This window comes from Sphingobium sp. R-21 (genome assembly GCF_049913335.1).
GTDB lineage: Bacteria > Pseudomonadota > Alphaproteobacteria > Sphingomonadales > Sphingomonadaceae > Sphingobium.
In genome coordinates this window covers 1,485,260-1,507,177 of the sequence record NZ_CP184374.1, presented here as the reverse complement: position 1 = coordinate 1,507,177, position 21,918 = coordinate 1,485,260, and the positions used below count along the sequence as shown (strand labels likewise).

The window sequence follows — 21,918 nt, the reverse complement described above, 5'->3', positions numbered from 1 at the left end:
AGAATAGTCGCTCGGCATTCCAACTGAATGTCTCGTTACAATCTCTTCATGGGGCGCCATGGCCCGCGCAACCCGCGCCGCATCGGGGGCGTTCCCACGCGTGACGGAATGGAATAGGCAGGCGAGGGAAAGAGAGGGACGAGATGCGGCTCGACGACGAACGGGAAAGCACCAATTTCGAGATCCAGGACGGGCGTGGCGGCCTGGGCGGCGGCTTGGGCGGTGGCCTGGGGCTGCTGCTGCCGCTGATCGGCAGCCGGTTCGGCTGCGGCGGAATCGTCGTGGTGCTGATCATAATGGCGGTCATGGGCGTCAATCCCCTGAGCCTGATGGGGGGCGGCGGCCAGATGCCGCAGGGTGGCGAGGTCTCTCGCGATTCCTCCAGGCTCAGCGACGTGCAGCACTGGTCCCTCAAGGTGCTGGGATCGACGGAGCGCGTTTGGGGATCGCTGTTCCAACAGGCGGGTCAGCAATATCAGCCCACCGTCCTTTCCTTCTATTCCCAGAACGGTTCGTCGGGATGCGGCGCGGCGCAGAGCGCCATGGGCCCCTTCTACTGCCCCAATGACCGGAAAGTGTATCTCGACACCGACTTCTTCACCGAATTGCGGCAGCGCTTCGGCGCGCCCGGCGATTTCGCCCAGGCCTATGTGATCGCGCATGAGGTGGGTCATCATGTGCAGGATCTGGAAGGAACGCTGGGCGAGGTGAACCAGAAGCAGCGCGCCGTCAGCGAGGCACAGGGCAACGCGCTGCAGGTGCGGGTCGAATTGCAGGCCGACTGCTATGCGGGCGTGTGGGCCAAGCGCACTGGCCTCATGGAACCGGGCGACCTAGAAGAAGGGATGAAGGCGGCCCAGGCGATCGGCGACGACACGCTGCAAAAGGCGGCTGGCCGCCGTCCCGTTCCGGAAAGCTTCACCCATGGGACCAGCGAGCAGCGGATGACCTGGCTCCGCAAGGGATTGGATAGCGGTGACCCCGCGCAGTGCGACACATTCAAGGGCGCCTGAGGTCCGGAGATCTGAGTCCCGTCCTTATTTCGGCTATTTCGGCGCCTCACCCGAAGACTGTACGCTTTGGATCGGCGCGGAGTTTGATGCGGGTGCGGCAGGCAGTCCGGCTCCGGGGGCGAGAAGGGGCCTGCCCGCTTCTGGCATGGGCTGGCCGAAGGAGAGATTTCCCGCGTCCGGCGCGGGCGGTGGCGGCGGAGACGGCATGGCTGCGGCCGGCGTCACGACTGGAGCCGGCGTCGGCATCATCACCGGAGCCGGGGTTGGCGCCATGGGTGACGGAACTGCTGTCTGCGGGGCTGACGGCACGATGCTCTGCACCGTCAGCACGACGATCGGGGCGGCGATCAGCGTCACCGCGGCAAAGGCCTTGTAGATCATGAGCGCGCGTCCTGCATTGTGCGCGCTACCGTAAAACGCCGAAGTAAATAAAATGCTAGAGCGATTTCCAGGCGACCGGAACCGATCGCTGGTCAAGAAATCGCGGGAAACAAGGAATCCAGAGCGGCGATCTGATTCAATCAGATCGAGACCCTAATGCTGGTCCAGCTTCGCCAGCAGGTCGAGCATGTCGTCCGGCACCGTCCCACTGCTGGCGCGGAAGGTCGATCGCAACGCATTGCCCACCCCCTCATAGGGCTGCGGCACGCCGACGTTCAGGACGCGGCGGATCGCGCCTTCCTGAATCCGGGCTGACCGGCCGAAGGGTTTGCGTTGCATTTCCATGATCAAATAACTGCCAAGTCGCGCAAAAGTTTCTGGCGTTCGTCGCAGCGGCAAGCAATATCGGCTCCATTATGGGAGATTCATGGTGACGGACCGTTTGGCGGTCGCGACGAGGATCAGGGCGCATTCGCCCTTCCTCGCTCGGCAATGGGATCGTTTTCCGGATATTGCCGATCTGGTGGAGCGCGGGAATTTCGACGGCGCCTGGGCGGCCGCGCAGCAGGTGGTGGCGCCGGAGGATGGTATCGCCCGGTCGTTGAGGCGCAGGCGCGGGGCGGTGGCCCTGGTGACCGCCGCTGCGGATCTGGCGGGCGCCTGGGGACTGGACCGGGTGACGCGTACCCTGTCGGATTTTGCCGACCAGGCGCTGGAGGAGGCCCTGGCCGCCGCCATGGCTGAGCGCTATCCGGATGCGGAAAAGCGGGGTTTCGTGGTGCTGGCGCTCGGCAAGCATGGCAGCCGGGAACTCAACTATTCCTCCGATATCGACCCGATCCTGCTCTACGATCCCAGGACGCTGCCCCATGGCGAGCGGGAAGATCCGGCCGACGCGGCCGTGCGCATCGGCCGGCGGGTCAGCGAACTGCTGAATGCCCGCGACGGCGACGGCTATGTGTTTCGTGTTGACCTGCGCCTGCGACCTTCCCCGGAGGCAACGCCGATCGCCCTGCCGGTGGAGGCGGCGATCGGCTATTATGAATCGACCGCGCTCGGCTGGGAGCAGGCGGCGTTCATCCGGGCGCGACCGGCGGCGGGCGACATCGCGCTCGGCGATTATTTCATGCAGGCGATCCGTCCCTTCGTCTGGCGCCGCAGTCTGGATTTCGGCGCTATCGATGCGATCACGGACATTTCGCGCCGGATTCGCGACCATTATTCGCAGGGCCAGGCCTTCGGGCCGGGCTATGACCTGAAGCGCGGGCGTGGCGGCATAAGGGAAGTCGAATTCTTCGCCCAGGTGCACCAGCTCATCCATGGGGGCCGCGATCCGTCCCTGCGATCGGGCAACACGCGGGAGGCGCTGCGCGCTCTGGCGGGTGCCGGCGTGTTCGAGAGCGATGTGGCCGCCAAGCTGGACGAAGCCTATGTGCTTTTCCGCACCGTCGAGCACCGATTGCAGATGGTGGAGGACCGCCAGACCCATGAATTGCCCAAATCGGCCGAGGCGATGGACAATGTCGCGCGGCTGCACGGGCTGGAGGATGGCGGCGCGCTGCTCGATCTGCTGCGTCCGCATGTGCAGTGGGTGGGCAGCAATTACGACCGGCTGACCCCCGCGACGCCCAGCGAGTCGCTGTCGGTGGACGAGGACCGGCTGAAGGCGCAGCTTGTCGACCTGGGCTTTGACGATCCGGAAACACCGCTGGCACGGATCGCGCGCTGGCGTTCCGGCACAGTCCGCGCGCTGCGCAGCGGTGCGTCGCGGGACGCGCTGGAGGAGTTGCTGCCGGGATTGATGCGGACGCTGGCGGCGGCCCCCGATCCGGCGAGGGCGCTCAATCGGCTGGACGACCTGATCGGCCGTTTGCCGAGCGCGATCAACTTCTTCAAGCTGCTGGCGGCCCGGCCCGGCCTTGTCGAACTGCTGGCCGAACTGCTGAGTCATGCGCCGACGCTGGCTGATGCGCTGGGGCGGCGGGCGGAACTGCTGGACGGGCTGATCGACACATCCGCCTTCGACCCGCCGCCCGCCGTGGGGATATTGGCTGACCAGTTTGCCCGGCTGGAGGAGGGGGAGGATTATCAGGCGCTGCTTGACCGGGTGCGCCAGCGGGTGAACGACCGGCGCTTCGCGTTGGGCGCGCAGATCATCCGTGGCGGCGATCCGCTGGAAGCAGGACGGGGCTATTCCCGCGTTGCCGAAGCTGCCATCGAGGCGCTGAGCGCGGCCACGGTCGCTGAGTTCGAGCGCGCCCATGGGAAAGTGCCCGGCGGCGAGATGGTGATATTGGCGCTCGGGCGGCTGGGCGGCGGGGTGCTGACCCATGCCTCCGACCTCGACCTCGTCTATCTTTTCACGGGCAGCTTTGAAACCGAATCCGATGGCGCGAAGCCGCTGGGCGCAACGCAATATTTCAATCGCCTGGGCCAGCGCATCACCAATGCCCTGTCGGTGCAAACGGCGGCGGGGCCGCTCTATGAGGTCGACACCCGGCTTCGCCCCTCCGGCGCGCAGGGCCTGCTGGCGGTGAGCCTCGACAGCTTCGCCCGCTACCAGCGCGAGGAGGCCTGGACCTGGGAGCATCTGGCGCTCACCCGTGCCCGCCCGGTCTTCGGTTCCGGTGCGGCGCGGGCGGCGCTGGGGGCGATCCTCACCGAAACGCTGGAGCGGCCGCGTGACTTCGAGGAGCTGGCGCGTCAGGCGGTGAAGATGCGCGGCGACATCGCCAGGCATAAGCCGCCTGCGGGCGACCTGGACGTGAAGCTGGTGCCGGGCGGGCTGGTCGACCTGGAATTCCTGATCCATATCACCCAGTTCCGTCACAATATGGCGTTCGACCCCGATTTGCGCGCCGCGCTGGAGCAGCTTGTCGCGGCCGGCCACCTGCCGGCCGAACTGGTCGGGGCGCATGACCTCATCACCCGTTTCCTGATCGTTTCCCGCCTGGTTTCGCCCCGATCGACCGAACCTCCGCAAGCCACCCGTCCTCTGGTGGCGCGGGCCTGCGGCGTCGAAAGCTGGGACGCACTGCTTGAAAGCTACGCACAGGCCCGGCAAAGGGTGGCTGACGCGTGGGCGGCGCTGGCCGCGCCCTTCAAGGAGGAATGACGATGCTGGATGTGGGCGATGCCGTGCCGGAAGTGACGCTGAAGGATGCCGACGGCGCGGATTTCACGCTGGCGCGCTACAGGGGCAAGCCGCTGGTCGTCTATTTCTATCCCAAGGCGGACACGCCCGGCTGTACCAGCGAAGCGAAGGATTTCACGGCGCTGGCCGCTGATTTCGCTGCATTGGGCATGCCGGTGGTCGGGATATCCAGGGACAAGCCGGCCAGGCTCAAGAAATTTGCAGAGAAATATGGGCTGACCGTCACGCTTGCCTCCGACGAGCCGGGCGAGATGTGCGAGGCTTTCGGCACCTGGGTGGAAAAATCGCTCTATGGCCGCAAATATATGGGGATCGAGCGGGCAAGCTTTCTGGTTGGCGCTGACGGGAAGATCCAGCGCATCTGGCCGAAGGTGAAGGTCAAGGGCCACGCCGCCGAAGTGCTGGAGGCAGCGAAGGGCCTTTGACGCTCCCTATCGCCATCGACAGCGTGCGCGCGGCCTGCGCGCATGTGCTGCTGACCCCTGATCCGCTGGCCAAGCTGATGGCGGCGCGAGCGGTTGCGCGCGGCTGGCGGATGGGGCGGCTGGCGCATCGCTTCGACGCGGACATGCCCGATCGTCCGGCGCGCCCGGACCAGCCCGCACTGCTGCCGCCCAACCAGATGCCCAAGCGCGGCAAGATCGGTTCGGATCGGGCGCGGATCGCGATGCTTCATGCGCTCGCCCATATCGAATTCGTGGCCATCGATCTTGCCTTTGACCTGATCGGACGGTTCGGGGCGGAATTCCCGCGCGATTTCACCGATGACTGGATGCGCGTGGGCGCCGACGAAGCCATGCATTTCGCGCTGCTCGACCGGCGGTTGCGGCAACTTGGCAGCCATTATGGCGCTTTGGCGGCGCATGACGGGCTGTGGCAGGCGGCCAGCGAGACGGCGCATGATGCGCTCGCCCGCCTTGCCATCGTTCCGATGGTGCTGGAGGCGCGGGCGCTCGACATCACCCCCGCCACCATCCTTCGCTTCCAGGGAGCGGGGGATGAAATGTCGGCGCGCATTTTGCAGAGGATCATGACGGATGAGATTCGCCATGTCTTTGCTGGGACGAAATGGTTCGACCATGCGACGAAGCGGCTGGGCTTGAACCCCGCAAATCATTACCAAATCCTTGTGAAACGCCACTTTCGGGGCGCGTTGAAGCCGCCGTTCAACGACTCGGCGCGTCGACAAGCCGGTTTAACGCGGGAATTTTACACTCCGCTTGCACAATGAGCCGGGACATGTCCTCTTCGCTCCAGCGGGTGGCGGCATCAGTCGCATTTTGGTTAACGTGGGGATAGCCGAGAGGCACAAGCCTCCGGTTGATAGTCGGGGTCGGCATGTTGGTTCTTCAGATTGAAAATGCGCGCGCTGCGCGATGGTTCCGTTCTGCGCTCAAGATGGTTGGAGCAATGGGTATGGCAGGAGCGCTATGCGCCGCCGTACCGGCCCAGGCCAAGGCCGACGAAGACGATCCCTATGGCGATGCGTCGGAAATCAACACCAGCGCGCTTGGCCCTGCCGATGTCGGTTTCTCCAATCTCTTCTCCAGCCTCCAGCGGCTGGACGGCCAGACCAAGTCGGCCAACTACATCCCCTCGGGACGTCCGGTCGAGAAACTCTCCCTGACCTCCAATTTCGGTGTCCGCTCCGACCCCTTCAACGGCGGCGCCCGCATGCACAAGGGCATCGACATCCCTGGCCCGTTGGGCACCAAGATCTACGCGACAGCCGACGGCATCGTCAGCCGCGCCGGCTGGGCCAGCGGTTATGGCAATCTCGTGCAGATTTCGCATGGTGGCGGCATGGAAACGCGCTACGGCCATATGTCGAAGCTGCTGGTTGCCGCGAACAGCTATGTCCATCGCGGCCAGTTGATCGGCCTCATGGGTTCGACCGGCCGTTCCACCGGCAGCCACTTGCATTATGAGGTGCGCGTCGATGGCCAGGCGATCAACCCCATACCCTTCGTGGCTGGACCCGACTATCTGGTGGCGATGAACACCAAGCCGCCGGTCGCCATGGGCGGCCCGACCAGGGCCCAGGAAAAGGCGGCCGACTGAAGCCCCGCCAATCTTTCTTTCCCAAGGCCCGGCAGGCGAGAGCTTGTCGGGCCTTTTGCTTGATCCTATCTAGGCGCCATGACCGACATTGACCTTACATCCTCGGCCGCTGCCCGTGTCGCCGCCATCGCGGCCAAGCAGGGCAAGCCCGCCATCCTGCGCCTGGCGGTGGAAGGCGGGGGTTGTTCGGGCTTCCAATATCGCTTCGGCCTGGCCGATGCGGTGGAGGCAGACGATATCGTGGTCGAACGGGACGGCGTCACGCTGGTGGTCGATGATGTCAGCATCGACCTTGTTCGCGGATCGGCGGTGGATTTTGTGTCCGACCTTGGCGGAAAGGCGTTCAAGGTGACGAACCCCAATGCCACCGCTGGTTGTGGCTGCGGCACCAGCTTTTCGATTTAATCGCCGCACCGCTCTTGTAGAGGGGCGGATGAAGTCTTTAGGGATGCGCGCAAGGAGATTTGGGCCATGCGCATCGCCACCTTCAACATCAACGGGATCAAGGCGCGCCTGCCGCGCCTGCTGGAGTGGCTCGACGAGACGCGGCCCGACATTGCCTGCCTTCAGGAAATCAAGACGTCCGACGAGACCTTTCCGGTGAAGGATATCGAGGATGTCGGCTATGGCGCGATCTGGCACGGGCAAAAGGGGTTCAACGGGGTCGCGATACTGGCCCGTGGAGAGACGCCGGTCGAGGTGCGGCGCGGGCTGGAGGGCGAGGTCGAAGACGAACATAGCCGCTATCTCGAAGCCGATGTGAAGGGGCTGCGCGTCGCCAGCATCTATCTGCCCAATGGCAATCCCCAACCGGGGCCGAAATTCGACTATAAGCTGCGCTGGATGAAGCGTCTGCGCCTGCGCGCCGCGGAGATCTGGGCAGAGGAAGTGCCGGCGGTCCTGGCGGGCGATTACAATGTCATTCCCCGCGACAGGGACGTTTATTCGGTCAAGGCCATGGCCGACGACGCACTGATGCAGCCTGAAAGCCGCGCAGCCTATCGCCGCCTGCTGGGCGATGGCTGGACCGACGCCATCGCTTCCCGGCATCCGGCGGGCGGGGTATGGACCTATTGGGATTACCAGATGAACGCGTGGCCGCGTGACGCGGGGTTCCGGATCGATCATCTGTTGCTGAGCCCGGCCGCCGCCGACCGGCTGATCGACGCGCAGGTCGACAAGGATTTTCGCGGGCGGGAAAAGGCGAGCGACCATGCCCCGACCTGGGTAGAACTGATGGAATAATTTTACCCGGAATTTATTTGACTTTATTTTATCCGGATAATAAATCGCGTGCCGAAGGAGATTTCGGCATGACACGCACTTTGACGGCCTTTGCAGGCGACCTCTGGATTGCGACGGGCGATGAGGAAGAGGTGCGCGCGACGCTTCATGCCATGGGGACGGAGGCTCAGTCTCTGCTGTTGTTCGATGACAGCACGGGCCGGCAGGTGGATATCGACCTGCGCGGTCCCGTGCCGCAGCTTCCCCGTGGCCGCGGGCGTCCCCGGCTCGGCGTCCAGGCGCGTGAAGTGACGCTGCTCCCCCGGCATTGGGATTGGCTGGCGACGCAACCCGGCGGCGCTTCCGTAACGCTGCGGCGATTGGTCGAGGCGGCGCGCAAGGACGCCGGGGCAAAGCCTTCGCCACGCGCGGCAATGGACGCGGCCTATCATTTCCTGACCGTGATGGCGGGCGACCGGGCTGGTTATGAAGAGGCCATCCGCGCGCTTTATGCGAAGGATAGGGCCGGGTTCGAAAGCGCCTCCGCCGACTGGCCTCGCGCCATCCGGGATCATGGCGCGGCCCTGGCCGAGGCAGCATTCGGCTAGGCCGGATCGACATTCAGCCCTGACGGCCTGCAAATGTCGGCCTTTCGTGCTTCCGGTGCTCACGTACCGGAAGTACGCTGCGCGCCGGGTCACGAAAAACCACCATTTTCGGCTCGTCATCATCTGAATGTCGATCCGTCCTAGCGCGCGGACATATCCCGTTTGATCCATGCGCCGCCCTGTTTGAAATAGCCGATATGCTGGCCGCGCTGGAAGCTGGCGCCGTCCCATGCCACCACCTGCAACTCGATCTCGTCATGGCGGTGGACGTGCAGCCAGTTGAAGCTTTGCGGTTCGGCATTGCGAAGGCGGGTGGAGGTCGCGGTTCCCGCCTGGATCACCAGCGCGCCGCCGGCATGCGCCACCATCTTCTCCGCCGCCTCTGCATAGGTTTGGTGGAAATGGCCGGCCAGCGCGATGTGAATGCCCGCCTCCGTCGCCGCCTGCACGGCATCCTCATGGCGGCCGACGGCTTCGCTCAACTCCCCGCCCTTGCCGATCGGCATGGCGAAGAGGGGATGATGAGTGACGAGAATGCGCGTCTTGTCCAACGCCACGGACGCGAATTTCTCGCGAAGCATGTCCATCTGCTTATGGTTGATCCGCCCATCCTTGATGGTCAGCGATCGCGCGGTGTTGAGGCCCAGTATCGCGACCGCCTCATCCTGGTAGAAAGGGCATGGATCATTGCTGATGTAGCGCTTGTATCGGCGCAGCGGCGCGCCGAAGCGGCGGGCAAGATCATAGAGCGGAACGTCGTGATTGCCCGGGACAACCAGCAGCTTCATGCCCGCCGCCCGCAGCCGGTTGAGCCAGGTTGCCGCTTCACGAAACTGTTCGCGCCGCGCGCGCTGGGTAAAATCGCCGCTGATGACCACCAGATCCGGTTGCTGCTGTTGCAGCCAGGCTTCGGCGGCGGTCACGATCCGGGGATCATGCGCGCCGAAATGAATGTCCGACAGATGAGCGATGCGAGCCATTGCTCATCAACGGGCAAGGCCTTTCATGGTTTCGGACCTCCGGGCGCGGTTGCGTGTTGTTGAGGCATGGAAACGATATCCCCACCCGCCAGGAATTTGCCGCGTGAAGCGGTTCTGATCGTCAATGTGCATTCCCGCCGGGGAGAGGCGTTGTTCAAGGACGCCAAGGCCATGCTGGAAGAAGCAGGGCTGCGCCTGATGGCGGCGCATGCGGTGAAGGAGCCGGAGCGATTGCAGGAAACGGTACGCGGCGCCGTAGCGGATGGTGCGCCTATGGTGATCGTGGGTGGCGGCGATGGGTCGCTTTCCGGAACGGTGGACGAACTGGTGGGCAAGGATTGCGTCTTTGGCGTGTTGCCGCTGGGCACCGCGAACAGTTTTGCGCGGACCCTGGGCATTCCGCTCGATCTGGAGGGGGCCGTGGCGGTGATATCCGGCGGCCGGCGGCGGCGCATCGACCTGGGCATGATCGACCGCGACTATTTCGTGAATGCAGCCTCGCTCGGCCTGTCGCCTCGCATTGGGGAGACGGTGCCGCACAAGCTGAAGCGCTATCTGGGCCGGGTCGGCTATCTTCTATGGGCGATCAAATGTTCCATAGGCTTTCGCGCCTTCCGGTTGACGCTGGACGACGGCGTGAAGCGGCGCAATATGTGGGCGACGGAGGTGCGCATCCTCAACGGCCCCTATCATGGCGGGGTGGAACTGTCCGACCAGGCGGATGTGGACACCGGGGACATCGTCATACAGGCGGTCGTCGGGCGCAGCCATGCCCGGCTTGCCTGGGACTGGTACGCCAAATTCTTCAAGCTGCGCGATCGCGATGCGCAGACGGAGGAGTTTCGGGGCAAGGCGTTCCGGATCGAAACCCGGCCGCCGCAGCGCATCTCCATCGACGGCGAAGTGCTGGCCAGCACGCCGGTCACGGTTCAGGTCGCGGCGGGCGCGGTGGAGGTGGCGGTTCCCTGACCGTCCTCCCTGCACTTGCGGGCAGCTGTTCAGAGCGTCTTTTCGTAGATCTGATAGACCTTGTTCACTCGGCTTTCTATGGCATCGGCGATCGCGTTCATGCCCTGGTTGTCGTCCAGCACCCAGCCGATTTCCCCCCGCGTCGCGCCATAATTGGTAGTGGCGCTGCGGCGGATATATTCGATCATCATGAAGGCAAGCTGGCTGGCCATGCGCGAAGATTGCAACCGCTGGACCACACCCATCAGCGGCACGCGCATGGTGCGGACCTTGGGCTTTCTCAGCCACCAGAGCAGCTTCGCCCAGCCGAAGGGAAAAAGCGAACCGTTGAGCGGCGCTATCGCCTCGTTGAGGTCGGGAAGCGTCATCATGAAAGCGACGGGTTCTCCCTCCAGCTCCGCGATCATGATGAGGTCGTTGAACACGATGGGCTTCAATTGCTTGCCGAAATGCGTGACCTCCTCGTCGGTGATCGGCACGAACCCCCAATTATTGCCCCAGGCGTCGTTCAGGATGTTGAGGATGATTGCCGCCTCGCTGTCGAATCTGGACTTGTCGACCTTGCGGATGCGGATGCGTTCATTCTTCTCGCCTGACTGGACAATGCGCTGGATCAGCGGCGGAAATTGCTGCGTGATATCCAGTTCATAGGTCTTGAGCTGCTTGACGGGCTGATACCCGGCACCTTCGACCATTGCCCGATATTCCGGCTTTGCATGGCCCATCATTACGGTCGGCCGATGGTCGAAGCCTTCGACCAGCAGCCCCGGTTCTTCCCAGATCGACAGCGAGATCGGTCCCAGCGCACGGGTCATGCCCTTGCCTCGCAGCCACTCCTCCGCCGTTGCGATCAACGCTGCGCCGGTTTCGGCATCCTCTGCCTCGAACAGGCCGAAATTGCCGGTGCCCGGCCCCATGCCTTGCTCGGCCGGCTGGGTCAGAGCCAGATGATCGAGATGTGCGGACACGCGCCCTACCACCCGGCTTCCCCGGCGCGCCAGGAAATATTGCGCCTCGGCATGTCCGAAAAAGGGGTTCTTGCCCGGCGTGATCAGGCTGTACACTTCATCCTTCAGTGGTGGCACCCAGTTCGGATCATCGGCATAGAGCCGCCAGGGCAGATCGACGAAAGCCTTGCGATCGGCCTTGGAAGTTACGGGGGTAATCGCCAGTTCTTGATGGGCCACGGCGCAGGACGCTTTCGCTGGAGAGGTTTGGGCAAAGCAGTTCGACGCTTGTTCCGGGAATGTCAATCGGGACATGAGCGGATGGGCCCATGATGATCAAATCGTCATGTTGCTGCCCCAATTGCAGCGCATTTACCCTTTAGGAACCACCGCATGACTGTGCACGATCCCCTTATTGCAGCCGCATCGCGGACGAAAAACGCGATCCCGGACGATGCGGCGATGCTGCGCGCGGCGGCCGATCTGACCCGCGAACTGTCGACGGCGCGGCCTGGCATCTATTGGCCCGATCTGCTGGCTTCGGCTTTCATCGGCTATGCCGCCCTGGCGGGAGCGATCATCAGCGGCAATGGCGCGTTCATGCTGGCATTCGGTCTGGTGGCGGTGCTGGCGCTTTATCGCGCGGCAAGCTTCATCCATGAGCTCACCCATATCCGCAAGGGTGCGTTGCCCGGCTTCCGCCTTGGCTGGAACCTCATCGTCGGCATTCCGCTGATGATTCCATCATTCCTGTATGAAGATGTGCATACGCAGCATCACGCCCGCACACGTTACGGCACAGCGAACGATCCGGAATATCTTCCGCTGGCGCTGATGAAGCCCTGGTCGCTGCCGCTGTTCATCATCGTGGCGGTGCTGGCGCCGGTGGGCCTGATCCTGCGTTTCGCCGTGCTGACGCCGCTCAGCCTGATCATCCCGCCCTTGCGGCGCAAGGTGGTGGCGGAATTTTCCGCGCTTTCCATCAACCCTGCCTATCGGCGCCGCGCGCCGGAGGGGGAGTTCGCTCGTCAATGGGCCTGGCAGGAAGCTGGCGCGAGCCTCTTCGCGCTGGCATTGGTCGGCAGCGTCCTGGCCTTCGGATGGAAGCCGCTGCTGACCTATATGGCGGTGCATTCAGCCATGACGGTCATCAACCAGCTCCGCACGCTGGTCGCGCATCTCTGGGAAAATGAGGGAGAGGCGATGACCGTTACCGCGCAATATCTGGACTCGGTGAATGTGCCGCCGCCATCGCCTCTTGCGGCGATCTGGGCGCCGGTGGGCCTGCGCTACCACGCATTGCACCATCTGCTGCCGAGCGTTCCCTATCATGCGCTGGGCGAGGCGCATAAGCGGCTCGTGGCGACGCTGGAGAGCGATTCGCCCTATCATCGGGGGAATTATCCCGGCATGTGGCCGCTCGTCAGCAAGATCGCGCGGTCGACGATGGCGAAGCGCTAAGGCGTCCCTTGGAGGAGGGGGCGTCGACCGCTATTCCTCCGTCCGGAACAGGACCGTCTCGCCCACCAGCAGGAACAGCAGGAAGGGTGCCCAGGCCGCCAGAAAAGGCGGATAAGCGCCCAGATTTCCCATGGCGAGCGAGAAATTGTCCGCAACGAAATAGGCGAAGCCCAGCGCCATCCCCATCACCGCGCGCACGAACAACTGCCCCGAGCGCGCCAGTCCAAATGCGGCCACGGAGCCCAGGATCGGCATCAGCAGCGCGGAAAGCGGGCCGGACAGCTTGTGCCACAGGCTCCCTTCCAGTTCGGCCGTGGGACGTCCCGCATCGTGGAGGTCGCTGATCGCGGCCTGCAACTGGCTGAAGGTGAGGGCGTCGGGATCGACCTTTGCCAGGGTGAACTGATCGGGCCGTATGTCATGGCCGAAGCGAACGGTCCCGATACGGCGCTCCGTACCCCTTGCCACGTCGAACTGCCGCGCATCTTCCAGCACCCAGCTTTTGGCTGAAGGGTCATAATGACCTCTGGGGGCCTGCACGATGGTCGTCAGCGTGTTGTTGATCCGGTTGAAGATTTCGACCTTACGGAGTTGAACCGCCTTTCCCCGTCCGGCGACGATCGCGGCCGTTACCAGGTTGTTGCCGTCGCGGACCCACGGGCTGGCCTTGATTCCTCTGTCAGGCGGCAGAGGGCCGTAATCCACGGCTTGCCAGGCGGACAGGCGGGCTGTCGACCGTGCCACGATCCGTTCGTTGAAGGCATAGCTGATCAGCGCCACGCCCAGCGCCGCGGCCAGCAGCGGCGCCAATATCTGGTGCGCCGACAGCCCCGCTGCCTTCATCGAGATGATCTCGCTGTTCTGGTTGAGGCTGGCGAGCATGATCAGCGTGCCGAGCAGCACCGAAAAGGGCAGGAACCGGGCCACGATCTGCGGCGCGCGCAGCGCCACATAATGCCACAGCTGCGCGTCGCCATTGCCGGCATAAGCCAGGATGTCCCCCGATTCGCCCAGCAGGTCGAGCGTCTGGAGCACCGCCACCAGCATCGCCAGCACTGCGAAGGTCCGCGTCAGGAACAGCCGCGCCATGTACCAGCCAAGCTGGCGTGACGGGAAGAAGTTGAATTGATGCATGGGTCAGGCGGCTCCTTCCGCCATGGTTGTCGCCCTTGGCCGCCGCCGGAGGACGCCCAGCAGGCGGAAGACCTGCTTGGCGATCTTCGCGAAGGCAAATTCCAGCGCGGCGATCGGCTGGCCGCCGGGTCGATGCGCGATCACATGATACATCCAGAGGATCAGCCCTGCGAACAGCAGGAAGGGGCCCCAGAGCGCGATGATCGGATCGATCCTGCCCAGCGAACCCACGCCCTGTCCATATTCATTGACCTTGTGATAGGTCACGATGAACACGATCGACAGGAATACGCCCAGCGCCGAAGTCGACCGCTTGGGCGGAATGGCGAAGGCAAGTGCGGCCAGCGGCAGCAGCAGCATCATCGCCACCTCCACCATGCGGAAATGGAAATTGGCGCGTATCTCGTTGCGCAGCTTGTCGGGCGTGCCGGGATCGTGGCCGATCATCACCAGTTCGGGAATGGTCTTCTCCCGGTCCACGTCGCGACCGCGGAATTTCTCGATCTGCGGCAGGTCGATCGGCAGGTCGTGGCTGGAAAAGGACAGGATCCGCGGCGATTTATATTTGGGCGCGTCGTTCACCAGCACGCCGTCGCGAAGGCGGAAGATGATGGTGTCGGGATCGTCGGTCGCCAGAAATTCGCCTTGGGCGGCCGTCACCGCCACGGTCTGGCCGTCCTTGCCCGTGGCGCGCACGAAAATGCCCTGAAGGTTACGGCCTTCGTCCAGGCTGCGCTCGATCCTTAGCGTCATCCGCTTGCTCAGATTGGTGAATTCGCCCACCTTGATCGATGCGCCCAGCGCCCCCGACCGCAGCTCGAAGCGCAGCGCCTCATAGGCATGGCGCGACAGCGGCTGGACGAAGCCGACAATGCCGAAATTCAACAGGGCCAGCGCAACGGCGTACATATAGGGCACGCGCAGCAGCCGCCCGTAGGACAGGCCGACCGCCCGCATCACGTCCAGCTCCGACGACAGGGCCAGCTTGCGGAAGGCCAGCAATATGCCCAGCATCAGGCCGATCGGAATGCCCAGCGACAGATATTCGGGCATCATGTTCGCCAGCATGCGCCACACGACGCTGACCGGTCCGCCTTCCGCCGCGACGAAGTCGAACAGGCTCAGCATCTTGTCGAGCACCAGCAGCATGGCCGAGATCACCAGCGTGCTCAACATGGGCAGGGCGATCAGCCGGGCGAGATATCTGTCAGTGGCCGTCAGCATTCTCTATGTGGTCGTCCCATCACCATGATTTGGCCGCAAACCCCGCCCATATGCGATTCAGGTAGGTTGCGGGGCGAACAGGGGCTCGCCATCCAGTGACACTGGCCAGTGTCACTGGGCGGCTATAGCTTCACGGAGTTGGATGGTCATGTTCAAAGTTGCAATGGGTCTGATGTCGGTGGGGGCTTTGTTCGCCGCCGCCCCGGCGATCGCCCATGGTATGGAGATCGGCAACGACCTGGAACGCTGCTCCGCCGATGCCAAGGGGCCGGCGGTCCTGGTCGATGTGCGTGGCTTTGCCGCCTCGACCGGGAAGGTGCGCGTGCAGTCCTATCCGGCGACCAGGGCGGCCTGGCTGGCCAAGGGCGAATGGCTTGGCCGCATCGATGTGCCGGTGAAGGCCGTGGGTGGCCAAATGCGCTTCTGCATGCCCGTGCCGCAGCCCGGCCGATACGGCATTGCCGTTCGCCACGACCGCGACGGCAACGGCAAGACGGACTTTTCGCGCGACGGCGGCGGATTTTCCAACAATCCGTCGATCAACATCTTCAACCTGGGCAAGCCGGGCGTCGAAAAGGCCGCTTTCTATGCGGGTCCGGGCGTGACGAAGATCACCATCAACCTCAAATATATGTGATCCCCCGACATGGTTCGCGTCGCCCTTCTGTCCAATCCCAAGTCCACGGGCAACCGGCAGACGCTTCCGCGCGTGCGCAGCTATTGCGCCAGCAACCCCGACATCTTCCATTATGAGGTGGAGCATGTCGACCAGATCGGCCGGGCGCTTCAGACCATTGCCCGCGTCGATCCCGCCGTCATCGTCATCAACGGCGGGGACGGCACGGTGCAGGCGGCGCTGACGGAACTGTACCAGGGCGAGCATTTCAAGGGCCGCGTGCCGCCCATCGCGGTTTTGCCCAATGGCAAAACCAACCTGATCGCGCTGGACCTTGGCATCCACGGGGATCCGATCAAGGCGCTGGAACGGATCGTCCAGATCGCGAAAGCGGGCGTCGACGACCATGTCGTGGCGCGCGAGCTGATCGCGTTGTCGGACGGGCAGGCGGAAAGCCGGCCGGTGCTGGGCATGTTCCTGGGCGGAGCGGGGCTGGCCGATTACATGCTCTATTGTCGGAACCAGATCTATCCGCTGGGCCTGTCCAACGGCCTCAGCCATTTCCTGACGGTGATAGCGGTGCTGGTGTCGCTGGTCTTCGGCATTCGTGCCCGATTCCTGCCGCAATCCAGCCGTCCGGTGCGCATTTCGCTGATCCGCGACGGACAATTGGCCGGGCGCTTCGCGGTGCTGATCGTGACGACATTGGAACGATTGCTGCTTGGCGTGCAGCCGGGGGACAGCCGGCGCGGCAATATGAAGCTGATGGCGGTGGACCAGAGCCTGTCGGCCCTGCTGCGCCTCTTCTGGGCGAGCGTCACGAGGCGGGTCGGCAAATCGCAGATGCAGGGCATTCATCTGGAGCAGGGCGACGTCATCCGCATCGAGGGCGACCATAGCAGCGTCATATTGGACGGCGAACTGTTCGAGGCGTCGGAGGGCAAGCCCATCGTGCTGCGTTCGACAGAGCCTGTGCCGTTCCTGCGATTGGCGGCCTGAGGGAGCAAGGGGCGCATTCAGCGACGCTGAGCCCCCGCTGGCCCATGCTCCCGCACAGGACGCGGATGGTCTGATGGGATAGCTCTCGAAGTTTTCCTTTCCGTTGTGAAAGCAGCAATTGCCAAAGGCCTGCCAGCGGCCTATTGAGCGCACAGCATCAAGAGTTGGGACGACGCCCAACGCCAACCTGCCGATCCGGGCAAGGTGGCACTCCGCCAAGGAGGATGTGGCCGATCCGGCAACCAAGCGGACCCAAGCCACATCGTTAAGCGTCGCCCGGTAGCAGGGAATGACGTGACGTGCCGATCAAGATAGCTGACGAGCTGCCCGCCCGCCGGACATTGGAAGCCGAAGGCGTCGTCGTCATGCGCGAAGCCGATGCCGTGCGGCAGGATATCCGCCCGCTCCGCATCGCGTTGCTCAACCTCATGCCCAACAAGATCAACACGGAGACGCAGCTTGCCCGGCTGCTCGGGGCAACGCCCTTGCAGGTCGAACTGACGCTGGTGCGGATCAGCGACCATATTTCCCGCAACACATCCGCTGATCATATGGCGTCCTTCTATCGTCCGTGGAGCGATGTCCGGGACCAGCGTTTCGATGGCTTCATCATCACCGGAGCGCCGGTCGAACAGCTTCCCTTCGAAGCGGTGAGCTATTGGGACGAACTGCGCGCGATATTCGATTGGACGCAAACCCATGTGCATCGCTCGCTCAGCATTTGCTGGGCGGCGCAGGCGGCGCTGCATCATTTCCATGGCGTCGGGAAACATGTGCTGGACCGCAAGGCTTTCGGCCTGTTCCGCCATCAGGTCCATGTGCCTTCATCGCCCTGGATGCGGGGCTTTTCAGATTATTTCAGCGTGCCCGTGTCCCGCTGGTCGGAGGTGCGGCGGGAAGATATTCCGGACGGGCGGGGCTTGCAGATATTGGCTGATAGCGCTGAATCGGGCCTATGCCTGATCGGTGATCCAGGGTTCGGTTTCCTGCATATGTTCAACCATCTGGAATATGACACGCTGACCCTGGCCGAGGAATATGCGCGCGATGGGGCGAGGCAGTTGCCGTCGCATTATTTCCCTGACGATGATCCGGCGAAGGCGCCGCAAAATCACTGGCGGAGTCATGCGCACCTGCTGTTCGGCAACTGGATCGATGAAATGTACCAGACCGTGCCGTTCGATCTTGACGCGGTGGGGCGACTGTTGTCGGCGGCATAGAGCGCGCTGCGTCATGCGTTGGCGAATGAAGGGGCAGGGCATTGGCGCATGAGGCTTCGACCGCACCGATCGCACCGATCGTCGTGACGGCGCTGATGGGCGCGGCGGATTTCGGCTGGGCCGAAGGGCTGCGCCGCGCGCATTTTCCGCCCGAACGCAATCGGGTTCCGGCGCACATCACGCTGTTCCATCATCTGCCGCCCTCCGCCATGGATGAGGTGGCGCGCCGGTTGAAGGCCCTTTGCGCGGGGCGGGCGCCAGTGGCGAGGCTGGCTGAGGTAATGTTGTTGGGGCGGGGTGTCGCCTATCGGGTGGAAAGCCCGGAATTGATGGCGATGCGCGACGAACTGGCGGACGCCTTTGCCGGACTGCTGGTGCCGCAGGACCAGGGCCGGCCGCGTTTCCACATCACCGTGCAGAACAAGGTCGATCGGGTGGAAGCGCAAGCGCTGGCCGACGAACTGGGACGATCCTTTCGCCCCAGGCCGCTTGCCATCGCCGGGCTTGCGGCCTGGCATTACCGCGGAGGACCGTGGGAATTGGCAGCGAAGGCCAGCTTTCGCGGCTGACCTTCGCTTCCGTCAGGCGAGACCCACTTCTTTGAGCGGGACGCCGGGGTCGGCGAGCTGTGCCTGGTCGAGCAGTGCGCCGGAAATGACATGGGCTCGGCCCTGGACATAATCCTTGACGGCATTGACGCAGTCGAGCGCGATGAGCCTGCCGGACTTGAGATAGAGGACGGAGAAGCTGCGGGTCGCCGGGTCGCCGCGCAGGATCGTCTGGTCATGTCCTGTTGAAAGGCCCACGGTCTGGAGCTTCAGGTCATATTGGTTCGACCAGAACCAGGGCACGGCATGATAGGGTTCTTCCTTGCCCATGATATGGCTGACGGCCGTCTTCGCCTGGTCATTGGCGTTCTGAACCGATTCAAGCCGGATCTGCGCGCCGCGGGCGAAGCTGTTGGCATGGGCGGCGCAATCGCCCACCGCATAGATGTCGGGCAGGCTGGTGCGGCAATATTCGTCCACATCCACGCCATTGCCGCCCACGGCGCCCGCCGCGATCAGCGGGCCGGTTTCCGGGATAATGCCGATGCCCACGATGACCATGTCGGTCTCGATCCGCTCGCCATCCTGCATCAGCACGGCGGTTGCCCGAGGACCCGCATCGCCATCGGTCACTTCGATGCAGTCCATGCGCGCGCCGGTGCGCAGGTCGACGCCATGGGCGCGATGCTCCGCTTCGTAGAAGCGCGACAGCTCCTCGCCCGCAACGCGCGCCAGCACGCGGTCCAGAGCCTCTAGCAGCACGACCTTCTTGCCGAACTTGCTCAGCACCGCGGCCGCCTCCAGCCCGATATAGCCGCCGCCGATCACCGTCACATGGTTGATCTGGTCGATCTTCGTCATCATCGCGTCGACATCGTCGCGACGGCGCACGGCGTGGACATTGGACGCTTCGGCGCCGGTGCAGGTCAACATGCGCGGCGAGCCGCCCGTCGCCCAGATCAGCTTGCCATAGCCGATTTCCCGATCGCCCGTTTCCTTGCCGCCCATGGTCACGAACTTGCCCACCGGATCCACCGCCTTGACCCGATGGCCCAGCAGCATGTCGATCCCGCGTTCTGCCCAGAAGCTCGCCGGCCGGATCAGGATACGCTCAAAGCTCTTGTCACCCGCAAAATATTCCTTCGAAAGGGGAGGGCGCTCATAGGGCGGATCCTTTTCATCGCCGATCATCCCGATCGACCCTTCAAAGCCAAGCTGCCGCAGCGATATCCCTGCCTGGGCACCAGCATGACCCGCGCCCACGATCAGAACGTCATAATAACTCATCGACGCACTATCCCCTCACTTCCTGTTGCGGCGTGCTTGGCGCGCTTTCGCAGGGCTGGCAAGCGGATTGTCGCTCCGTGCCGCCGCGACAGGAACGGTGGCCGGGACGTTCCCGGCCACGCATACCTTATTTGATCGCACCGCCGATCAGCCGGGCGAGGCGCGCGGAAAAGGCCCGCGGATCGGTTGGCAGTTCGCCGTCCACGATCCGCGCTTCGTCCAGCAGCAGCCAGGCAGCGTCCTCGCGCAGTTCGCTGTCCTCGGCCAGGGTACCGAGTTTCGTGATAAGGTCATGGCGCGGATTGATTTCCAGCACCGGCTTTGCCGTGTTGTCGAGCCGGCCGGCCCCGGCCAGCAACTTCTCCAATTGACGGTCCATCGCGTTGTCGGGCGCGACCAGGCAGACAGCGCTTTCCGTCAGCCGTTCCGATGCGCGGACATCGGACACTTCCTCCCCCAGCACGCCTTTCAAATAGGCGATGAAGCCGTCGACCTCCACCGATGGCTGCCCGGCGGGTGCATCGCCCTCCGCCGTCGGGATCAGGCTCAGCTCGGCCAGCCCCTGGGTCACCGACTTGAACGGTTTGCCCTGATAATCGACGCCGGCCGTGACCCAGAAACTGTCCACCTGGTCGGTGAGCAGCAGCACTTCGATGCCGCGGGCGCGGAATCCCTCCAGTTGCGGCGAGGAGGCGAGCCGGTCGAGGTCGGCGCCGGTGGCATAATAGATCGCCGTCTGGTTCTCCTTGATCGCCTCCACATAGTCCTTGAGCGAGCGCCATCCTTCGCCTGATGCCGTGCTCTTGAACCGGGCGAGGCCAAGGAGCGCCTCTCGCCGGGAGAAATCTTCGTACAGCCCCTCCTTCAGCACCGCGCCGAAATTGTCCCAGAATTTGAGATAGGCGTCCGCATCCCTGTCGGCCAGCTTGTCCAGTTCGGAAAGGATGCGGTTGGCGACCCCCTTCTGGATGGCGGCAAGGACGGGGCTTTCCTGGATCATCTCGCGCGAGACGTTGAGCGGCAGGTCGTTGCTGTCGACCAGCCCGCGCATGAAGCGCAGGTAGCGCGGCACGATCTGCGCCTCGTCCGTGATGAAGACACGGCGGACATAGAGCTTCATCCGCCCGGCGCGGTCCGGATCGAACAGGTCGAACGGACGAACGGAGGGGAGGAAGGCAAGGACCGAATATTCGTGCAGCCCCTCGGCGCGATAATGGAGGGTCAGCGCAGGTTCGTCGAACTGGCCCGCCGTGCTGCGGTAGAAGTCGGCATATTCCTCCGCCGTGATGTCGGACCGGGGACGGGTCCAGAGGGCGGCGCCATCCGCGATCTGCTTCTCCTCCGCTTCCGGTCTTTCCTTGAGGAAGATGGGAACGGGGACATGGCCCGACTGCGCGGTGATGATGCGCTGGGCGGTGAACTGTTCGGTATAGCTGGCCGCCTCTTCCTTGAGGTGCAGGACGATGCGGGTGCCGCGGGCCGGGGCCTCCGCCGGATCGACAAGCTGGATGGTGTAGCTGCCGAGCCCGTCCGACGCCCAGTGCGCGGCGACATCCGCCCCGGCGCGCCGGGAAAAGACGTCCACCTTGTCCGCGACCATGAAGGCGGAATAGAAGCCCACGCCGAACTGGCCGATCAGTTGCGCGCCTTCCCCCTCCTTCGCGCCTTCCCTGGCCGCCGCGACGCGCTCCATGAAGGCGCGGGTGCCCGACCGGGCGATGGTGCCCAGCGCCTCGACCAGCTCGACCTCGCTCATGCCGATGCCGTTATCCTCGACGATGAGCTGGCGCGCGTCGGGATCGAGCGTGACGGTGATGCGCGGCTGGCCGTCCTCCCCGGCGAGTGCGGGATCGCTCAACAGTTCGTAGCGCAGCTTTTCGCAGGCATCGGCCGCGTTCGAGATCAGCTCGCGCAGGAAGACGTCCTTGTCCGAATAGACCGAGTGCACCATCATGTGCAGCAGGCGGGCGACGTCGGCCTCGAAGGAACGGGTTTCGGGTGCGGTGCCGGTCGTGGTGGTCATGGCAGTATCAAAAGCTCTCCCCAATGGAATCCGAACCGCCAGATGGCGGGCGCAGGGACGGCTTTCAAG

At 64.0% G+C, this 21,918-nt stretch carries 22 protein-coding genes and 1 riboswitch; of the genes, 15 read left to right on the top strand and 7 right to left on the bottom strand.

The features are described 5' to 3' along the window. Window positions 1–143: 143 nt before the first annotated feature. Window positions 144–1,013, top strand: coding sequence for a KPN_02809 family neutral zinc metallopeptidase (gene ypfJ / locus ACN9MX_RS07115; RefSeq protein ID WP_363739235.1), 870 nt, complete (start codon window positions 144–146; stop codon window positions 1,011–1,013). 205 nt (window positions 1,014–1,218) lie between these two features. After that, entirely contained in the window at window positions 1,219–1,389 is a 171-nt protein-coding gene (locus ACN9MX_RS07110; protein ID WP_363739237.1) for a hypothetical protein, read from the top strand. A 158-nt stretch (window positions 1,390–1,547) separates the two neighbouring features. Here the strand turns inward: ACN9MX_RS07110 and ACN9MX_RS07105 are convergent, their stop codons facing one another. Beyond that, window positions 1,548–1,739 carry a hypothetical protein gene (locus ACN9MX_RS07105; RefSeq protein ID WP_363739239.1) on the bottom strand — a complete coding sequence of 64 codons (192 nt, stop codon included), beginning with the start codon at window positions 1,737–1,739 and terminating at the stop codon, window positions 1,548–1,550. Window positions 1,740–1,821: 82 nt separating this feature from the next. Between ACN9MX_RS07105 and ACN9MX_RS07100 the strand changes: the two genes are divergently transcribed. From ACN9MX_RS07100 to ACN9MX_RS07070, 7 genes are all read left to right on the top strand, one after another. Continuing rightward, window positions 1,822–4,509 (top strand): bifunctional [glutamine synthetase] adenylyltransferase/[glutamine synthetase]-adenylyl-L-tyrosine phosphorylase, encoded by a 2,688-nt coding sequence (locus tag ACN9MX_RS07100; protein ID WP_426387454.1) that lies wholly within the window; start codon window positions 1,822–1,824, stop codon window positions 4,507–4,509. 2 nt (window positions 4,510–4,511) lie between these two features. Further along, window positions 4,512–4,973 (top strand): thioredoxin-dependent thiol peroxidase, encoded by a 462-nt coding sequence (gene bcp / locus ACN9MX_RS07095; protein ID WP_363739283.1) that lies wholly within the window; start codon window positions 4,512–4,514, stop codon window positions 4,971–4,973. Then, window positions 4,970–5,779: a ferritin-like domain-containing protein gene (locus ACN9MX_RS07090; protein WP_426387453.1), complete on the top strand. Its 810-nt coding sequence runs from the start codon at window positions 4,970–4,972 to the stop codon at window positions 5,777–5,779. The genes bcp and ACN9MX_RS07090 overlap by 4 nt, the downstream gene beginning before the upstream one ends. 107 nt (window positions 5,780–5,886) lie before the next feature. Beyond that, window positions 5,887–6,609, top strand: coding sequence for a M23 family metallopeptidase (locus ACN9MX_RS07085; RefSeq protein ID WP_363739244.1), 723 nt, complete (start codon window positions 5,887–5,889; stop codon window positions 6,607–6,609). A 78-nt stretch (window positions 6,610–6,687) separates the two neighbouring features. Continuing rightward, a complete protein-coding gene (erpA, locus tag ACN9MX_RS07080) occupies window positions 6,688–7,014 on the top strand; it encodes an iron-sulfur cluster insertion protein ErpA (RefSeq protein WP_363832355.1) in 327 nt (108 codons plus the stop codon). Between the two features lie 66 nt (window positions 7,015–7,080). Then, window positions 7,081–7,854 carry an exodeoxyribonuclease III gene (gene xth, locus ACN9MX_RS07075; RefSeq protein ID WP_363753547.1) on the top strand — a complete coding sequence of 258 codons (774 nt, stop codon included), beginning with the start codon at window positions 7,081–7,083 and terminating at the stop codon, window positions 7,852–7,854. A 68-nt stretch (window positions 7,855–7,922) separates the two neighbouring features. Next, window positions 7,923–8,441: a DUF2239 family protein gene (locus ACN9MX_RS07070; protein ID WP_426387452.1), complete on the top strand. Its 519-nt coding sequence runs from the start codon at window positions 7,923–7,925 to the stop codon at window positions 8,439–8,441. A gap of 140 nt (window positions 8,442–8,581) precedes the next feature. On the opposite strand, the gene ACN9MX_RS07065 is transcribed toward ACN9MX_RS07070, so the two are convergent. After that, entirely contained in the window at window positions 8,582–9,421 is an 840-nt protein-coding gene (locus ACN9MX_RS07065) for a metallophosphoesterase family protein (protein WP_426387451.1), read from the bottom strand. A 66-nt stretch (window positions 9,422–9,487) separates the two neighbouring features. On the opposite strand from ACN9MX_RS07065, the gene ACN9MX_RS07060 reads away from it, so the two are divergent. Continuing rightward, on the top strand, window positions 9,488–10,390 hold the full coding sequence (locus ACN9MX_RS07060; protein ID WP_426387450.1) for a diacylglycerol/lipid kinase family protein: 903 nt from the start codon (window positions 9,488–9,490) through the stop codon (window positions 10,388–10,390). A gap of 29 nt (window positions 10,391–10,419) precedes the next feature. Here the strand turns inward: ACN9MX_RS07060 and ACN9MX_RS07055 are convergent, their stop codons facing one another. Then, window positions 10,420–11,577 carry an N-acetyltransferase gene (locus tag ACN9MX_RS07055; protein WP_426387449.1) on the bottom strand — a complete coding sequence of 386 codons (1,158 nt, stop codon included), beginning with the start codon at window positions 11,575–11,577 and terminating at the stop codon, window positions 10,420–10,422. Window positions 11,578–11,730: 153 nt separating this feature from the next. Here ACN9MX_RS07055 and ACN9MX_RS07050 point away from each other — a divergent pair, with 153 nt between their 5' ends. After that, window positions 11,731–12,798: a fatty acid desaturase family protein gene (locus tag ACN9MX_RS07050; RefSeq protein WP_426387448.1), complete on the top strand. Its 1,068-nt coding sequence runs from the start codon at window positions 11,731–11,733 to the stop codon at window positions 12,796–12,798. A gap of 30 nt (window positions 12,799–12,828) precedes the next feature. Here ACN9MX_RS07050 and lptG read toward each other — a convergent pair whose 3' ends face one another. Then, window positions 12,829–13,932, bottom strand: coding sequence for an LPS export ABC transporter permease LptG (gene lptG, locus ACN9MX_RS07045; RefSeq protein ID WP_363753559.1), 1,104 nt, complete (start codon window positions 13,930–13,932; stop codon window positions 12,829–12,831). A 3-nt stretch (window positions 13,933–13,935) separates the two neighbouring features. Continuing rightward, complete coding sequence (gene lptF, locus ACN9MX_RS07040) at window positions 13,936–15,156, bottom strand: LPS export ABC transporter permease LptF (protein ID WP_363739256.1); 1,221 nt, start codon at window positions 15,154–15,156, stop codon at window positions 13,936–13,938. A gap of 142 nt (window positions 15,157–15,298) precedes the next feature. Between lptF and ACN9MX_RS07035 the strand changes: the two genes are divergently transcribed. From ACN9MX_RS07035 to ACN9MX_RS07020, 4 genes are all read left to right on the top strand, one after another. Next, window positions 15,299–15,793, top strand: coding sequence for a DUF2141 domain-containing protein (locus tag ACN9MX_RS07035; RefSeq protein WP_133653750.1), 495 nt, complete (start codon window positions 15,299–15,301; stop codon window positions 15,791–15,793). A gap of 9 nt (window positions 15,794–15,802) precedes the next feature. After that, complete coding sequence (locus tag ACN9MX_RS07030) at window positions 15,803–16,771, top strand: diacylglycerol/lipid kinase family protein (protein WP_363739259.1); 969 nt, start codon at window positions 15,803–15,805, stop codon at window positions 16,769–16,771. Window positions 16,772–16,920: 149 nt separating this feature from the next. Then, window positions 16,921–17,027: riboswitch (SAM-I-IV-variant riboswitch) on the top strand. A 43-nt stretch (window positions 17,028–17,070) separates the two neighbouring features. Further along, window positions 17,071–17,991 carry a homoserine O-succinyltransferase gene (locus ACN9MX_RS07025; protein ID WP_363753563.1) on the top strand — a complete coding sequence of 307 codons (921 nt, stop codon included), beginning with the start codon at window positions 17,071–17,073 and terminating at the stop codon, window positions 17,989–17,991. 95 nt (window positions 17,992–18,086) lie between these two features. After that, on the top strand, window positions 18,087–18,560 hold the full coding sequence (locus tag ACN9MX_RS07020; protein ID WP_426387488.1) for a 2'-5' RNA ligase family protein: 474 nt from the start codon (window positions 18,087–18,089) through the stop codon (window positions 18,558–18,560). Window positions 18,561–18,572: 12 nt separating this feature from the next. On the opposite strand, the gene ACN9MX_RS07015 is transcribed toward ACN9MX_RS07020, so the two are convergent. Both ACN9MX_RS07015 and htpG read right to left on the bottom strand, forming a co-directional pair. Continuing rightward, entirely contained in the window at window positions 18,573–19,826 is a 1,254-nt protein-coding gene (locus tag ACN9MX_RS07015) for an NAD(P)/FAD-dependent oxidoreductase (RefSeq protein ID WP_426387446.1), read from the bottom strand. A gap of 127 nt (window positions 19,827–19,953) precedes the next feature. After that, a complete protein-coding gene (htpG, locus tag ACN9MX_RS07010) occupies window positions 19,954–21,849 on the bottom strand; it encodes a molecular chaperone HtpG (protein WP_426387445.1) in 1,896 nt (631 codons plus the stop codon). Window positions 21,850–21,918: the final 69 nt, after the last annotated feature.

Coding starts and splice junctions, on each gene's coding strand:
- ypfJ (WP_363739235.1), top strand. CDS start 144: ATGCGGCTCGACGACGAACGGGAAAGCACCAATTTCGAGATCCAGGAC.
- ACN9MX_RS07110 (WP_363739237.1), top strand. CDS start 1,219: ATGGCTGCGGCCGGCGTCACGACTGGAGCCGGCGTCGGCATCATCACC.
- ACN9MX_RS07105 (WP_363739239.1), bottom strand. CDS start 1,739: ATGGAAATGCAACGCAAACCCTTCGGCCGGTCAGCCCGGATTCAGGAA.
- ACN9MX_RS07100 (WP_426387454.1), top strand. CDS start 1,822: ATGGTGACGGACCGTTTGGCGGTCGCGACGAGGATCAGGGCGCATTCG.
- bcp (WP_363739283.1), top strand. CDS start 4,512: ATGCTGGATGTGGGCGATGCCGTGCCGGAAGTGACGCTGAAGGATGCC.
- ACN9MX_RS07085 (WP_363739244.1), top strand. CDS start 5,887: ATGTTGGTTCTTCAGATTGAAAATGCGCGCGCTGCGCGATGGTTCCGT.
- erpA (WP_363832355.1), top strand. CDS start 6,688: ATGACCGACATTGACCTTACATCCTCGGCCGCTGCCCGTGTCGCCGCC.
- xth (WP_363753547.1), top strand. CDS start 7,081: ATGCGCATCGCCACCTTCAACATCAACGGGATCAAGGCGCGCCTGCCG.
- ACN9MX_RS07070 (WP_426387452.1), top strand. CDS start 7,923: ATGACACGCACTTTGACGGCCTTTGCAGGCGACCTCTGGATTGCGACG.
- ACN9MX_RS07065 (WP_426387451.1), bottom strand. CDS start 9,421: ATGGCTCGCATCGCTCATCTGTCGGACATTCATTTCGGCGCGCATGAT.
- ACN9MX_RS07060 (WP_426387450.1), top strand. CDS start 9,488: ATGGAAACGATATCCCCACCCGCCAGGAATTTGCCGCGTGAAGCGGTT.
- ACN9MX_RS07050 (WP_426387448.1), top strand. CDS start 11,731: ATGACTGTGCACGATCCCCTTATTGCAGCCGCATCGCGGACGAAAAAC.
- lptG (WP_363753559.1), bottom strand. CDS start 13,932: ATGCATCAATTCAACTTCTTCCCGTCACGCCAGCTTGGCTGGTACATG.
- lptF (WP_363739256.1), bottom strand. CDS start 15,156: ATGCTGACGGCCACTGACAGATATCTCGCCCGGCTGATCGCCCTGCCC.
- ACN9MX_RS07035 (WP_133653750.1), top strand. CDS start 15,299: ATGGTCATGTTCAAAGTTGCAATGGGTCTGATGTCGGTGGGGGCTTTG.
- ACN9MX_RS07030 (WP_363739259.1), top strand. CDS start 15,803: ATGGTTCGCGTCGCCCTTCTGTCCAATCCCAAGTCCACGGGCAACCGG.
- ACN9MX_RS07020 (WP_426387488.1), top strand. CDS start 18,087: ATGGGCGCGGCGGATTTCGGCTGGGCCGAAGGGCTGCGCCGCGCGCAT.
- ACN9MX_RS07015 (WP_426387446.1), bottom strand. CDS start 19,826: ATGAGTTATTATGACGTTCTGATCGTGGGCGCGGGTCATGCTGGTGCC.
- htpG (WP_426387445.1), bottom strand. CDS start 21,849: ATGACCACCACGACCGGCACCGCACCCGAAACCCGTTCCTTCGAGGCC.